Annotated in this window: 15 protein-coding genes; 9 read left to right on the plus strand and 6 right to left on the minus strand. The window is 61.8% G+C overall.

Annotation, left to right across the window (positions count from 1 at the left end):
- The first annotated feature begins 232 nt into the window (after positions 1-232).
- Both M5B44_RS09000 and cobF read left to right on the plus strand, forming a co-directional pair.
- Positions 233-805 (plus strand): histidine phosphatase family protein, encoded by a 573-nt coding sequence (locus M5B44_RS09000; RefSeq protein ID WP_248738900.1) that lies wholly within the window; start codon positions 233-235, stop codon positions 803-805.
- Positions 802-1,557, plus strand: a complete 756-nt coding sequence (cobF, locus tag M5B44_RS09005) for a precorrin-6A synthase (deacetylating) (protein ID WP_248738901.1) — start codon at positions 802-804, stop codon at positions 1,555-1,557. The genes M5B44_RS09000 and cobF overlap by 4 nt, the downstream gene beginning before the upstream one ends.
- Here cobF and ftrA read toward each other — a convergent pair.
- Positions 1,526-2,515: a transcriptional regulator FtrA gene (gene ftrA / locus M5B44_RS09010; RefSeq protein ID WP_248738902.1), complete on the minus strand. Its 990-nt coding sequence runs from the start codon at positions 2,513-2,515 to the stop codon at positions 1,526-1,528. The genes cobF and ftrA overlap by 32 nt on opposite strands.
- Before the next feature lie 101 nt (positions 2,516-2,616).
- Here ftrA and M5B44_RS09015 point away from each other — a divergent pair, with 101 nt between their 5' ends.
- The 4 genes from M5B44_RS09015 to M5B44_RS09030 all read left to right on the plus strand — a co-directional run bounded on the left by M5B44_RS09015 (position 2,617) and on the right by M5B44_RS09030 (position 6,111).
- Entirely contained in the window at positions 2,617-3,051 is a 435-nt protein-coding gene (locus tag M5B44_RS09015; RefSeq protein ID WP_248738903.1) for a rhodanese-like domain-containing protein, read from the plus strand.
- Positions 3,052-3,306: 255 nt separating this feature from the next.
- The gene (locus M5B44_RS09020; RefSeq protein WP_007956251.1) at positions 3,307-4,086 is read left to right on the plus strand and encodes an ABC transporter substrate-binding protein; all 780 of its coding nucleotides are present in this window, start codon (positions 3,307-3,309) and stop codon (positions 4,084-4,086) included.
- 128 nt (positions 4,087-4,214) lie between these two features.
- Positions 4,215-5,327 carry a succinylglutamate desuccinylase/aspartoacylase family protein gene (locus M5B44_RS09025; protein WP_248738904.1) on the plus strand — a complete coding sequence of 371 codons (1,113 nt, stop codon included), beginning with the start codon at positions 4,215-4,217 and terminating at the stop codon, positions 5,325-5,327.
- A gap of 67 nt (positions 5,328-5,394) precedes the next feature.
- Positions 5,395-6,111 carry an alpha/beta hydrolase gene (locus M5B44_RS09030; protein WP_248738905.1) on the plus strand — a complete coding sequence of 239 codons (717 nt, stop codon included), beginning with the start codon at positions 5,395-5,397 and terminating at the stop codon, positions 6,109-6,111.
- Between the two features lie 3 nt (positions 6,112-6,114).
- Here M5B44_RS09030 and M5B44_RS09035 read toward each other — a convergent pair whose 3' ends face one another.
- Complete coding sequence (locus tag M5B44_RS09035) at positions 6,115-6,681, minus strand: hypothetical protein (RefSeq protein ID WP_085708705.1); 567 nt, start codon at positions 6,679-6,681, stop codon at positions 6,115-6,117.
- A gap of 86 nt (positions 6,682-6,767) precedes the next feature.
- A complete protein-coding gene (locus tag M5B44_RS09040) occupies positions 6,768-7,541 on the minus strand; it encodes a hypothetical protein (protein ID WP_248738906.1) in 774 nt (257 codons plus the stop codon).
- Positions 7,542-7,688: 147 nt separating this feature from the next.
- Here M5B44_RS09040 and M5B44_RS09045 point away from each other — a divergent pair, with 147 nt between their 5' ends.
- A complete protein-coding gene (locus tag M5B44_RS09045; protein ID WP_248738907.1) occupies positions 7,689-8,228 on the plus strand; it encodes a chalcone isomerase family protein in 540 nt (179 codons plus the stop codon).
- 76 nt (positions 8,229-8,304) lie between these two features.
- On the plus strand, positions 8,305-9,624 hold the full coding sequence (locus tag M5B44_RS09050; protein ID WP_192560396.1) for an Nramp family divalent metal transporter: 1,320 nt from the start codon (positions 8,305-8,307) through the stop codon (positions 9,622-9,624).
- Here the strand turns inward: M5B44_RS09050 and M5B44_RS09055 are convergent.
- Positions 9,621-10,514, minus strand: a complete 894-nt coding sequence (locus M5B44_RS09055; RefSeq protein WP_248739123.1) for a LysR family transcriptional regulator — start codon at positions 10,512-10,514, stop codon at positions 9,621-9,623. The genes M5B44_RS09050 and M5B44_RS09055 overlap by 4 nt on opposite strands.
- 114 nt (positions 10,515-10,628) lie before the next feature.
- Here M5B44_RS09055 and M5B44_RS09060 point away from each other — a divergent pair, with 114 nt between their 5' ends.
- Complete coding sequence (locus tag M5B44_RS09060) at positions 10,629-11,231, plus strand: NADPH-dependent F420 reductase (RefSeq protein WP_248738908.1); 603 nt, start codon at positions 10,629-10,631, stop codon at positions 11,229-11,231.
- 107 nt (positions 11,232-11,338) lie between these two features.
- Here the strand turns inward: M5B44_RS09060 and M5B44_RS09065 are convergent, their stop codons facing one another.
- On the minus strand, positions 11,339-12,520 hold the full coding sequence (locus tag M5B44_RS09065; RefSeq protein WP_085733159.1) for an acetyl-CoA C-acetyltransferase: 1,182 nt from the start codon (positions 12,518-12,520) through the stop codon (positions 11,339-11,341).
- A gap of 11 nt (positions 12,521-12,531) precedes the next feature.
- Entirely contained in the window at positions 12,532-13,197 is a 666-nt protein-coding gene (locus tag M5B44_RS09070) for a CoA transferase subunit B (RefSeq protein WP_248738909.1), read from the minus strand.
- Positions 13,198-13,220: the final 23 nt, after the last annotated feature.

Consider the following 13,220-nt stretch of genomic DNA (forward strand, 5'->3'; position numbering starts at 1 on the left):
TTTTCCGCAGCTTCCGTGAAGCCCCAAAATGGGGCGAGATGCCCGTGTAGCAAGGGCTACACGTCTGTCGATCGATCTTGTAGTCCATTGCCCATTGTTGCGTCAGACATTGCCGCTTTGTTGAGGGTGGTCAATTGAATGGTGTTGCCCTGAACCCTCCGGTTTACGGCACAATTGCTGCCCTGTCGGCACTTCGCCGGGTGTTTTTTACCTTCTGACCGAGTGACTCATTGTGCAAGCCACCCGTTTGACCTTGATTTGCCATGCCAGAACCGTCTCACAAAAATTGGCGCGTTTTCCTACGGATGAGCCTGTTGAAGAAAGTGCCTTGGCGTCTGACTTGCTGGCCACTCGGTTCGCCATTCCGCGTCGTTTGATCTGCGGCCCGGAATTGCGCACGCGCCAGACCGCCGAAGGGTTCGGTCACGATGCAACGGTTGACGAAGCGCTGCGCGATTGCGACTGGGGCCGTTGGCAGGGGCTATCGATCAAGGACCTGCAGCGTAATGAGCCCGAAGCGCTGCAAGCCTGGCTCGACGATCCCGGCGCCGCACCCCATGGTGGCGAGTCGGTGGCACAACTCGGCGAGCGAGTGGCCGGATGGCTGGCAACCCTGCAAACGACGCCGGGTCATGTCGTGGCCGTCACGCATCCGTTCATCATTCGGGCGGCGCTGATGCAGGTCATGCAGGGTCAGGCCTTCCACAGCATCGATGTCGAGCCGTTGGCGGTGGTCGAGTTGAGTTTCTTCGGACGCTGGCGGCTACGCTTGTCCGGCATCGACTTTGAAGGAGACCGTTCATGAAGCGACTGCTGGTCATCGGCATTGGCGCCGGCAACCCCGACTACATCACGATGCAGGCGGTGAAGGCGCTGAATCAGGTGGACGTGTTCTTCCTGATGGACAAGGGTCAGAGCAAGGACAAGTTGATCGACCTGCGTCGCGAAATCTGCGAGCGCTACATCACTGATCGTACGTACCGTTTCGCCGAAGCCCACAGCCCTGAGCGTGAGCGCGGCGATGTGGACTACAGCGCCAGCGTCGATGATCTGAATCGCGCCAAGCAGCAAACCTTCGAACGCCTGATCAATGACGAATTGGCTGACGGGCAGTGCGGCGGTTTTCTGGTGTGGGGCGATCCGGCGTTGTACGACAGTACGATTCGCATACTCCAGGTAATCCTGGCCTCAGGGCGATGCGTATTTGAATTCGACGTGATCCCCGGCATCACCAGCGTTCAGGCCCTGGCGGCGCAGCATAAAGTGCCGTTGAACACCATTGGCCGCTCGATTGAAATCACCACCGGCCGACGCCTGTCGGCGGGGCAGGTGAGTGATACCGACAGTCTGGTGGTGATGCTCGATGCTGAAGATTCCTACCATCGGGTGGCGGATCAGGAGACAGAGATTTACTGGGGGGCCTACCTTGGCACACCGGATGAAATCCTCATCAGTGGCAAGCTCAAGGATGTCGCCGATGAAATTGAACGGGTGCGCAAGGCGGCGCGGGCCGAGCATGGCTGGATCATGGACACCTATTTGTTGCGCAAGCCTTGATCTCACGACCAAAGCGCTCGCGATACACCGATGGCGGCACCCCGACCACGCTGCGAAACGCCACGCGAAAGCTTTCCACCGAACGATAACCGCAGCGCTGGGCGATCTGCTCGGTGTTCTGCGGCGTGCTTTCCAGCAACTCCCGGGCCCGGGCCAGACGCTCGTGTTGCAGCCAGGCCTTGGGTGACTGGCCGCTGGCTTCGGTGAATTTGCGCAGGAAGGTGCGCTCGCTCATCGCCGCTTCGCTGGCCAGGTCGCGTACTTCCAGTGGTTCGTGCAGGCGCTCGCGGGCCCACTGCATGACGCGCGACAAGTCGCTGCGCGGGGTCGGGCTGACCGGTGTCGGAATGAATTGCGCCTGACCGCCGGTGCGTTGCGGCGACATTACCAGCCGTCGCGCCACCGAGTTGGCGATCTGGGTGCCGAAGTCCCGCGCCACCAGATGCAGGCAGGCGTCGATCCCGGCCGCGCTGCCGGCCGAAGTGATCAACTGACCTGAGTCGACGTAAAGCACATCCGGATCGACATCGATGGCCGGGAAGCGCTCGGCCAGTTCCGAGGTGTAGCGCCAGTGGGTGGTGGCGCCATGCCCATCGAGCAGCCCGCTGGCGGCCAAAACAAAGACCCCCGAGCAGATCGACAGCAACCGGGCGCCGCGCGAGTGCGCATCACGCAATGCTTCGAGCAATGACTCCGGCACCGGCGCGCTGCGATCGCGCCAGCCGGGAATGATGATGGTGCGCGCCTGCGTCAACAGTTCCAGACCGCCATCGGCCAGCACCTGAATCCCGCCCATGGCGCGCATCGGGCCTTGATCGACAGCAGCGATGCAGTGCGTGTACCACGGGAAATCGAACTCCGGCCGGGCGAGGCCGAAGATTTCCACGGCGATGCCGAACTCGAAGGTACAGAGGCCGTCATAGGCCAGAATCGCGACCAATCCAGGTGAATCAGGCATTTGGCGGAAACTTCCCGGTGAGTGTCTTGTGCGCCACTGTAGCGGTAAGCGGCGGCTCGATAAAGTCTGTTCATCCCACACAGATAAAGGAGTGATTCAACATGCCAAGCCTGGTTCGCGAAATTCCTGCCGCCCCGTCGGCGATTGCCCTGATGCACTTCAGCAACCGTCTGACCTTTGAAACCGATTGTTCTGATGTCTTCAACAGCCAGGAGGCCGGCGAGATGGATTTCGTGCTGGTGGACGTGCGCGGGCCGCTGGCCTTCGAGCGCGGCCATGTGCCGGGGGCAATTAACATTCCCGGGCGTTTGCTGACGGCGGAAGGGCTGGTGGACTACTCGAAAAACACACTTTTCGTGGTGTATTGCGCGGGTCCCCACTGCAACGGCGCCAACAAGGCCGCCGTGAAGCTGGCAGCGCTGGGTTATCCGGTCAAGGAGATGATCGGCGGGGTGACCGGCTGGCTGGATGAAGGCTTTCAGTTGAGTGTCGAGACACAACGGGTCGCCACCGCGCCAATCGCTTGCGACTGCTGATAACCAGAGGGTTGCCGCCCTCGGCGGCAACTTTTAATGGCTTTGTCCTACAACCCTTGCACCGCTCTGGCGCACACTTTTCCTGCGTGATGGCACTCGCCGATTTTCTGTAAGTATTTGTCGCTTAAACACAATTTGCCCCGTGCGCGCCGCCATAGACTGCCGGCCACTTCGGTTTCTTTGCGCTCCATAGCCCAAGGCCGAACCTGACAATCGAAAGCTGCCAATAAAAGCCTCCGCACACGGGAGTAATAAATGAAAAAGCTGGTTATGTTCGGTGCCCTGGCACTGTCGATGTTGTCCCTGACCGCCGTGGCCGAAGACGCCAAGCCGATCCGTATCGGTATCGAAGCCGGTTACCCGCCATTCTCGATGAAAACCCCTGACGGCAAACTGGCCGGCTTCGACGTGGACATCGGCGATGCGTTGTGTGAGCAGATGAAAGTCAAATGCACCTGGGTCGAGCAAGAGTTCGACGGCCTGATCCCGGCGCTGAAAGTGAAGAAGATCGACGCGATCCTGTCCTCGATGACCATTACTGACGACCGCAAGAAAAACGTCGATTTCACCATCAAGTACTACCACACCCCGGCGCGCTTCGTGATGAAGGCAGGCTCCGGCGTGAAAGACCCGCTGGTCGAGCTCAAAGGCAAGAAAGTCGGCGTGCTGCGCGCCAGTACCCACGACCGCTACGCCACCGAAGTGCTGGTACCGGCCGGGATCGAACTGGTGCGTTACGGCTCGCAGCAGGAAGCCAACCTGGACATGGTGTCGGGTCGTATCGACGCGATGCTGGCCGACTCGGTCAACCTGAGCGACGGTTTCCTGAAAACCGACGCCGGCAAAGGCTTCGAATTCGTCGGCCCGACCTACGAAGACGCCAAATACTTCGGCGGCGGCGCCGGTATTGCCGTGCGTAAAGGCGATACCGAGCTGGCAGAGAAATTCAACACCGCCATCAACGAAATCCGCGCCAACGGCAAGTACAAGCAAGTGCAGGACAAGTACTTCGACTTTGACGTGTACGGCCATTAATACGCCGTAGAAAAAAGTGGCCCCGTCGACGCGGTGGCCACTTTTTTTTCGCCTGTGATTTATCCTGTCAGCACATTTTTCAATGCAGTCGCTGTCTGGCAGCGACTACAGAATTTCCGGAGTTCCCCATGCAACGCATCGATCATGTTCTGCCCTGGAGCCACCTGGGCAGCGAACGTTCCCTCAGCGTCTTCCGTTACGGCGCTGGCCCGCGCAAGGTCTACATCCAGGCCAGCCTGCACGCCGATGAGCTGCCGGGCATGCGCACCGCGTGGGAACTGAAAAAACGCCTGGCCGAGCTGGAAAGCAACGGCCAGTTGCAAGGCGTGATCGAACTGGTGCCGGTGGCCAACCCGATCGGTCTCGATCAACACCTGCAAGGCAGTCACATGGGCCGCTTCGAACTGGGCAGCGGCAAGAACTTCAACCGTTCCTTCGTCGAACTCAGCGCCCCGGTGGCCGCGCGTATCGGCGATCAGTTGGGCAGCGATGCCGAGGCCAACATCCGCCTGATCCGTCAGACCATGGGCCAGGTACTCGACGAACTGCCGGCCCCGGCTTCGCAACTGGAAGCGCTGCATCGCCTGTTGCTGCGCCACGCCTGCGAGGCAGACGTCACGCTGGACCTGCATTGCGATTTCGACGCCGCGATCCACATCTACGCATTGCCGCAACACTGGCCGCAGTGGCAATCCCTGGCCGCGCGCCTGAAGGCTGGCGTGGCGCTGTTGTGTGAAGACTCCGGCGGCAGTTCGTTCGACGAATCGTGCTCCACGCCATGGCTGCGTCTGGCGCGGATGTTCCCGGGTGCGGCGATTCCACCGGCCAACCTCGCCACCACCCTGGAACTGGGGAGCATGGGCGACACCCGGGTCGATCAGGCCCAGGCCAATTGCGAAGCGATTCTGGGGTTCCTCGCCGAACAGGGCTTCATCAGCGGCGAATGGCCGAAGGCACCGGACGAATGCTGTGAAGGCATGCCGTTCGAAGGCACCGAATATCTGTTTGCCCCGCACCACGGCGTGGTGAGCTTTCTGCGCGATGCCGGTGAGTGGGTCGAGCGCGGTGATGCGCTGTTCGAAGTGGTCGATCCGCTGAACGACCGCGTCACCACCGTGCGTGCCGGCACCAGCGGCGTGCTGTTCGCCATTGATCGCGGACGCTACACCCAGCCGGGCATCTGGCAGGCGAAAGTGGCGGGGCGCGAGCCGATTCGGGCGGGCAAGTTGATCAACGACTGATGCCCCCATCTTCCGGATCACAGTGTTAGGCTCTGCCCCGAACCCTGCACTGTGTGAAGGAAGGCTTATGTTGAAGGTGTTTGCTCTGCTGACCCTGCTGGCGTCCAGCGCCGTCCATGCTCAAACCTCGCTGCAAACCGATCTGCCGCTCAACTACCTGGCTCAGGTTCACCCGGACGCCGAACAGCGTCCGCTGGTGGTGTTCCTGCATGGCTATGGCAGTAACGAAGCCGATCTGATCGGTATGAAATTTCAGTTGCCCAAGCAGTACAACTACCTGTCGGTGCAGGCGCCGATGGCGTTGGGGGAAGGGCGTTTCCAGTGGTTTCGCAAGAAGGGTGACGGTGCCTACAACGGCGAGACCGATGATCTGAAGGATGCCAGCCAGAAGCTGCGGGCCTTTATCGCTGCGGCGGCGCAGAAATATCACGCGCAACCGGACAAGGTGTACCTGATCGGTTTCAGCCAGGGCGCGATGATGACCTACGAGGTAGGGCTGAGGCAGCCGGCGGCGGTCGGTGGCATCGCCGCGTTGAGTGGGCGAGTGTTGCCGGTACTCAAGGGTGAGCTGAAGTCAGCGCAACAGCATCCGCCGCTGGCGATCTTCATCGGCCATGGCACGGCGGATGATCGAGTGCCTTACAGTGGCGCCACCGCTGCCAAAGAGCTGTTGGAGAAGCTGGATTACAAACCGCAATTTCATGCCTATCCCGGCGTCGGCCACAGCATCAGCGCGGCCGAGCTTCGGGATCTGAACGACTGGTTGCAGCGACTCAATCCCTGAACATCACTTTTCCTTGAGGATGGTTTTCACCAGGGCATCGTGACCGCTCTTGTCGCTGGCCCGGGAAATCACCTGGACCAGCGCCATGTGCGTGCCGGAGCCTGCGATCAGCGTGGTGTTGAGGGTCTGGCCGCCACCCTGGGTCGCGGTGCTGTCCACCTGACGTAGGCCGAGGCCGTTGCCTTTCTGGGTCAGGCTTTTCTCGCTGAGCTTGTTGAAGTCCGGCAGTGCCTTGCGCTGGGCGTCGATGAAGTCGGACACGGTGCCGTCGAGGAACGCACTGTCGTTGTCTTTGACGTTGTTGCCTTCGGGAATCTGGTTTTCGGCGGTGATGACCACCGTTTTGGTGGCGTCGTTGGTGAACATCGTGCCCTTGGCACCGGTCGGGCCGGCCGGCAGCGGGTCGCCGACAAAGCCTTTGGGCAGGACAAAACTGAGCTTGCCGTCGAGCATCGAGACTTTCTCGGTGACAGCCTTCTCTTTGGCCTTGGCTGCCTGAGCATCGAGGGCGCCGAAACCGGCCACCGCCGCCAGCAACAGGACGACGGCTTTCTTGCTAAGCAATGACATTCGAATCTCCGAGGGATGGTCGCGCTTGGGCGGCGATCATCCCACGGAGCACACCCGGCACTCCAGAGCGGTTTGTCCGGGCGGGTTCAGTTTGTCGACGGCGCAGGCACCGGTTTGGCCAGCAATTGCCGGGTAACCCCGAGCATCGCCACCGAAACGGCCACCGCCACCACGAAACCGCCGAAGCCCAGACCTGGAACGGTCAGCGCCAGGACCAGACAAAACGCCGAAAACGAATACATCCCCGTCGCCGTCGCCCGCAACAATGCAGCGGTGAACGCCGGGCCACGGGTCTGCTGGGAAAACACCGCCATCACGCTGCCCAACACCGGAAACACCGCGAGCAGTCCGCTCCAACGCTCGCCGACGGTGCTGGCCAGCATGGTCACCACCAGCGTCAACGCCGCCCCGGCAATCATCCGCCAGATCAGTTTGTCCGACTTCGGTGCCGGCCCGCTGACCACCGGTTGAACCTTGGGAAACAGGTACGGCGCAGCAAGAAGGGCGGTTGCAGCCGCAGCCACCGAGAACGGCAGTGACGCCGGAATCAGCGACAGGATTACCGCCAGCACGGCCCAGACCGATAAAGAAACTACCAATGCCAGCGGCCAGTTCGCCCGCTGCGCCACCTGCGCATAGGTGACGCAAAACGCGATCATCGCAAACATGGCCGACAACGCCGCGACCGCCGATTGCGCGGCAAACGCCGGCCCTTGCTCGATGGCGAGAAAAAACAGAATCGGCCCGACCACCACCGGCAACCCCGACAGCCACCCGGCGACGCTGGGGCCCCAACGCTTGCCGGCCAGGGAAATCAGCAGCAGGAAACCGGGAATCAGCAGCAGTTTGAGGATCAGCACGCAGGTCTCTCCATCGGATCAATGAGGGCCACGTTAGCACTGTCGTTAATGGATTGCTGTAAATGCATGCAATAAATGTATACAAAGTGCCGGGCGTAATCGCCGACTATGCTCTGACTATCAGGGTTTACCGGAGTCGATGCCGCGATGAGCAGAACACCGAAGGTGTTGCGTGGATGCTGCGGAATCGGCTTGTGGGCGCTGCTGCTGACGCCGACCTGGGCCAGTTGGCAGGACGCAGTGCCTGGCGCGCAGATCATCGGCACCGGGGATTTCAGCGTGTTCGGTTTCGACATTTATAACGCCCGATTGTGGAGTGCCGCGCGACCGTTGGCCGATGGTCAGCCCTTCGCTCTGGAGTTGATCTACCGGCGCAATGTGTCCCGCGAAGATCTGGTGAAGGCCAGTGTCGATGAGATCAAACGCCTGGCTGGTTCTTCCATCAGCCCGGCTCAATTGGCGGTGTGGCAAGCGCAGATGCAGCAATCGTTTGTCGATGTGCAGGCCGGCACGCGGATTACCGGGGTGTATTTGCCGGGGAAGGGCGCGCGGTTCTTTGTCGGCCAACAGTTGCAGCATGAAATTGACGACCCGTTGTTCGCCCAGGCTTTTTTCAACATCTGGCTGGATCCGCGCACGCGCAATCCCGAACTGCGCCAGCAATTGCTCGGCACTGCCAAACCCTGAGCGCAGCACATCGGCGCTTGGGCGCGTCGACTGAAACGTCTAAGCTGCGTCTTTCGACTTGTTTCTGGATGTGTGCGTGAAATTCAGTTTGCCCAAAATCGCCACGGCGCCGTTCTGCCCGCCGGAAGTGGCTGGCAGCGTCCCGGTTGATCCGAATGCCTCGTTCTTCAAACGCGTGCTGCGTTTTGCCGGCCCGGGTTTGCTGGTGTCGATCGGCTACATGGACCCGGGCAACTGGGCCACCGCCATCGAGGCCGGTTCGCGCTTCGGCTACAGCCTATTGTTCGTGGTGTTGCTGGCGAGTCTGGCGGGCATGGTCGTGCAATGCCTGTGCTCGCGATTGGGTATCGCCACCGGGCGCGACCTGGCGCAGTTGTCCCGCGAACGCTACAGCACCCCGACGGCGCGGTTGCAATGGGTGCTGGCGGAAATCTCGATCATCGCCACCGACCTTGCGGAAGTGCTCGGCTGTGCGCTGGCGTTTCACTTGCTGCTGGGTTGCTCGCTAACGTTCGGCATCGCCCTCACGGCGTTCGATACATTGCTGGTGCTGGCCCTGCAGAACCGTGGTTTCCGCAGGCTGGAAGCGATCATGCTGGTACTGGTGGGCACCATCGGCGTGTGCTTCTTCGTCGAGCTGCTGCTGATCAAACCGTACTGGCCGGACGTCGCCCAAGGCTTCAAGCCATCGCTATCGGCGATCAGCGATGCGGCGCCGCTGTACCTGGCCATCGGCATCCTCGGCGCCACGGTGATGCCACACAACTTGTACCTGCACACCTCGATCGTACAAACGCGGCTGATCGGCCAGGATCTGGCGAGCAAACAGGATGCAGTGAACCTGGCGCGTATCGACACTATCGGCTCGCTGGCGCTGGCGTTGCTGGTCAATGCGGCGATCCTGATTCTCGCGGCGGCAGCTTTTCATCAAACCGGGCACTCCGATGTGGTGGATATCCAGGACGCCTATCACTTGCTTGATCCGCTGGTGGGCGGCGCGCTGGCCAGTGTGCTGTTCGGCGTGGCGCTGCTGGCGTCGGGGCAGAGTTCGACGTTCACCGGCACCATCGCCGGGCAGGTGATCATGGAAGGCTATCTGAACCTACGGATTCCCTGCTGGCAACGGCGCCTGATTACCCGTGGGCTGGCGCTGATCCCGGCGTTCATCGGCGTGTGGCTGATGGGCGACGGCGCGGTGGGCAAGTTGCTGGTGCTGAGTCAGGTGGTGTTGAGCCTGCAATTGCCGTTTGCCCTGTATCCGCTGATTCGCATGACCAACGACAAACAGCTGATGGGGCCGTTTGTGAACCGGTTGCCGACCCGGGTTCTGGCGTGGGGGTTGTTTGTGGTGATCAGTGGGGCGAATGCCTGGCTGATTCTGCAGCTGGCTGCCTAACGGCCGAAGGCATCCACCACAAAGTCAATGAACACCCGGGTCTTGGCCGGCATCAAGGTGCGACTCGGGTAGTACAGCGATATCGCCCCGGCATCGCACTGCCAGTCGGGCAGCAGCCGCACCAGTTCGCCGCGCTCGATTTGCACGCTGACATCGGGCAACACCAGCATCGTCACGCCGAGCCCCAGCAGCGCAGCCTTGCGCATGGCCATCGGATCGTTCAGCACAATATTCGGATTCAGCAGGGCGCTGGCCTGTTCGCCAGCGTCGTTGTGCATCTGCCATTGGCGGATGCGCCCGGTGCGCAGGCCACGCATGACAATGCCCTGATGGTCGGCGAGGTCTGTCGGATGCCGGGGCAGGGTGCGTCCGGCCAGATAGGCCGGTGAGGCCACTGCCAATATTTCAGCGGAGGCCAGTCGCCGGGAAACCACACCGGGCGTCAGCTCGAATCCGCCGCCAATCGCCACGTCGTAGCCCTCGGCGATCAGATCCACCTGACGATTTTCGAAGTGCCATTCCGGGCGGATCAACGGATAGCGCGCCAGAAACTCCGGCAGCAGCGGCAGCATGTGATCGATGCCGAACGTCGGCGGCAGGCTGATCTTGAGCACACCCGCCGGCTCGCCGCGCTCGGTTGCCACCGTTGCAATCGCTGCCTGCAAGGCGTCGAGGTTGCCGCCGATACTCGCCAGAAAACCTTCACCGGCCTCCGTTAGCGACAGCTTGCGGGTCGAGCGCTGAAACAGCCGCACGCCGAGGTTGCGTTCCAGGATCGCCACGTTGCGGCTGACCGCTGCCGGAGTCAGCGCCAGCAACCGTGCGGCGGCGGAGAAGCTGCCGGTCTCGGCGCTGCGGACGAAGGATTCGAGATTGGCGAGGGTTTCCATGGTTTCGACCTGATAGCGATGCTTGAAGATCATTCAAGGCATTACCGGCTAATCAAGTGGGAATGGCAAGCGCAAGATTCGTTTCGAGTCTTACCCCACTTTCTGGAGAACACCATGAACACTATCGGAATCATCGGCGCTGGCGCCATCGGTTCAGCGTTTGCCAAAGCCTTGTCGCGTCAGGGCATCCCGTTGGTCATCGCCAACAGTCGCGGGCCGGAGACCTTGGCCGGGCTGGTGGCAGAACTCGGCCCGACCGCCCGCGCCGTTACCCGTGAAGAAGCGGCCGCCCAGGACATCGTGCTGGTCGCGGTGAACTGGTCGAAACTGCCGACGGCGCTGGCCGGGCTGCCGGACTTCGGCGGTCGGATCGTCATCGACGCCAACAACTCGATTGAAGCGCCGTCGTTCAAACCGGTGGATCTGCAGGGGCGGCCGTCCAGCGAAGTGTTCGCTGAATGGGTGCCGGGTGCGCGGGTGGTCAAGGCGTTCAACCACTTGCTGGCGCGTTTGCTGGAAGCGGATCCAGCGTCGGAGGGCGGCAAGCGCGTGTTGTTTCTGTCCGGGGATGACACGCAGGCCAAGGCTGAAGTGGGTGCGCTGATCGATCAGCTCGGCTTCTTCGGGATCGACCTGGGCGAGTTGAGCGTGGGGGCGCGCCTGGTGCAGTTCCCGGGCGGGCCGTTGCCGGTGCTGAATCTGGTGAAGTTCGCCTGACGCTCAGGCAAAAAAATACCCGGTGCGACGTGAGTCGTACCGGGTTTTGTTGCCAACGGGCAGTGGATGTCGTGGATCCGCCGCCCGCCGTTGAACCTCTTTTGCGTTTAAGCGCGTTCCAGCGCCAGCGCCACGCCTTGACCGCCGCCGATGCACAGGGTCGCCAGACCCTTTTTCGCATCACGCTTGATCATTTCGTGCAATAGGGTCACCAGCACACGGCAGCCCGATGCACCGATCGGGTGACCGAGGGCGATGGCACCGCCGTTGACGTTGACCTTGTCCAGATCCCATTGCAGATCCTTGGCCACTGCCAGGGATTGCGCGGCGAAGGCTTCGTTGGCTTCGATCAGATCCAGTTGGCCAATGTTCCAGCCGGCCTTGTCCAGGCAGCGGCGAGTGGCGGACACCGGGCCGATGCCCATGATCGCCGGGTCGACGCCCGCGTTGGCGTAGGCGGCGATTTTCGCCAGTACCGGCAGGCCCAGGGCCTTGGCTTTTTCGGCGCTCATCAGAATGACCGCGGCAGCGCCGTCGTTCAGCGACGAAGCGTTGCCGGCGGTGACGCTGCCGTCCTTCTTGAAGGCCGGGCGCAGTTTGGCCAGGGATTCGGCGGTGGTGTCGCCCCGTGGCTGCTCGTCGACCTTGAACGCCACAGGATCGCCTTTACGCTGCGGGATCAGGATCGGGGTGATTTCATCGACAAAGCGACCGGCCTCGATGGCGGCAGCGGCTTTCTGTTGCGAGGCGGCAGCGAAGGCGTCCTGCTGCTCGCGGCTGATCTCGTACTTCTCGACCAGGTTTTCGGCAGTGATGCCCATGTGGTAATCGTTGAACGCATCCCACAGGCCATCGCTGATCATGGTGTCGACGATTTGTGCGTGGCCCATGCGCAAGCCGGTGCGCGCGCCCGGCATGACGTAGTTGGCCAGGCTCATGTTTTCCTGGCCGCCGGCAATGATCACGTCCGCGTCGCCGCAACGGATCGCCTGCGCGCCGAGGTGCAGGGCCTTGAGGCCCGAGCCGCAGACCTTGTTCAGGGTCATGGCCGGTACGGCGTGGGGCAGGCCGGCCTTGATCGCCGACTGGCGCGCCGGGTTCTGGCCGGCGCCGGCGGTCAGCACCTGGCCCATGATCACTTCATCGACCTGAGCACCGTCCAGACCGGTCTGCTCAAGCAACTGGCGGATGACCGCTGCGCCCAGATCCACGGCGGAGACGGTGGCCAGCGACCCCTGGAAACTGCCGATCGCGGTACGCGTGGCGGCAACAATGACGACGTCTTGCATTTTCGAATTCCTCACTCGGCAGCGAACTGCATTTCCGGTACGTGGTCCGGGACGACAAGTTTACCAGCGGTTTTGGCGACGATTTCCTCGACGCTGACGCCAGGTGCGCGTTCCTTGAGGACAAAAGCGCCATTTTCGATTTCCAGGTAGGCAAGGTCAGTCAGCACACGCTTGATGCAACCGGCGCCGGTCAGCGGCAGGCTGCACTGGCTCAGCAGCTTGGACTCACCGTCCTTGGACGCGTGGGTCATGATGACGATGATGTTGTCGGCGCCGGCCACCAGGTCCATCGCGCCGCCCATGCCCTTGACCAGTTTGCCGGGGATCATCCACGAGGCGATGTTGCCTTGCACGTCCACTTCGAAGGCGCCCAGCACGGTCAGGTCGACATGACCGCCACGGATCATCGCGAAGGACTCGGCAGAGTTGAAGATCGAAGCGCCGATGCGCGCGGTCACGGTTTGCTTGCCGGCGTTGATCATGTCGGCGTCGATGGTTTCTTCAGTCGGGAAAGGGCCCATGCCGAGCAGGCCGTTTTCCGATTGCAGCATGACTTCCATGCCTTCGGGGATGTAGTTGGCGACCAGGGTCGGGATGCCGATGCCGAGGTTCACGTAGTAGCCGTCCTGCATTTCGCGGGCGACGCGTTGAGCCATTTGTTCGCGGGAAAGTGCCATGTTCTTGTTCTCCGTCAGCCTGG

This window comes from Pseudomonas sp. MWU12-2029 (assembly GCF_023242425.1).
In the GTDB taxonomy this organism is placed as follows: Bacteria; Pseudomonadota; Gammaproteobacteria; order Pseudomonadales; family Pseudomonadaceae; genus Aquipseudomonas; species Aquipseudomonas kribbensis.

What these genes read in the sequence shown, in the direction of transcription:
- cobF (WP_248738901.1), top strand. Translation starts at nt 802, where the DNA reads ATGAAGCGACTGCTGGTCATCGGCATTGGCGCCGGCAACCCCGACTAC.
- ftrA (WP_248738902.1), bottom strand. Translation starts at nt 2,515, where the DNA reads ATGCCTGATTCACCTGGATTGGTCGCGATTCTGGCCTATGACGGCCTC.
- M5B44_RS09015 (WP_248738903.1), top strand. Translation starts at nt 2,617, where the DNA reads ATGCCAAGCCTGGTTCGCGAAATTCCTGCCGCCCCGTCGGCGATTGCC.
- M5B44_RS09020 (WP_007956251.1), top strand. Translation starts at nt 3,307, where the DNA reads ATGAAAAAGCTGGTTATGTTCGGTGCCCTGGCACTGTCGATGTTGTCC.
- M5B44_RS09025 (WP_248738904.1), top strand. Translation starts at nt 4,215, where the DNA reads ATGCAACGCATCGATCATGTTCTGCCCTGGAGCCACCTGGGCAGCGAA.
- M5B44_RS09030 (WP_248738905.1), top strand. Translation starts at nt 5,395, where the DNA reads ATGTTGAAGGTGTTTGCTCTGCTGACCCTGCTGGCGTCCAGCGCCGTC.
- M5B44_RS09035 (WP_085708705.1), bottom strand. Translation starts at nt 6,681, where the DNA reads ATGTCATTGCTTAGCAAGAAAGCCGTCGTCCTGTTGCTGGCGGCGGTG.
- M5B44_RS09045 (WP_248738907.1), top strand. Translation starts at nt 7,689, where the DNA reads ATGAGCAGAACACCGAAGGTGTTGCGTGGATGCTGCGGAATCGGCTTG.
- M5B44_RS09055 (WP_248739123.1), bottom strand. Translation starts at nt 10,514, where the DNA reads ATGGAAACCCTCGCCAATCTCGAATCCTTCGTCCGCAGCGCCGAGACC.
- M5B44_RS09060 (WP_248738908.1), top strand. Translation starts at nt 10,629, where the DNA reads ATGAACACTATCGGAATCATCGGCGCTGGCGCCATCGGTTCAGCGTTT.
- M5B44_RS09065 (WP_085733159.1), bottom strand. Translation starts at nt 12,520, where the DNA reads ATGCAAGACGTCGTCATTGTTGCCGCCACGCGTACCGCGATCGGCAGT.
- M5B44_RS09070 (WP_248738909.1), bottom strand. Translation starts at nt 13,197, where the DNA reads ATGGCACTTTCCCGCGAACAAATGGCTCAACGCGTCGCCCGCGAAATG.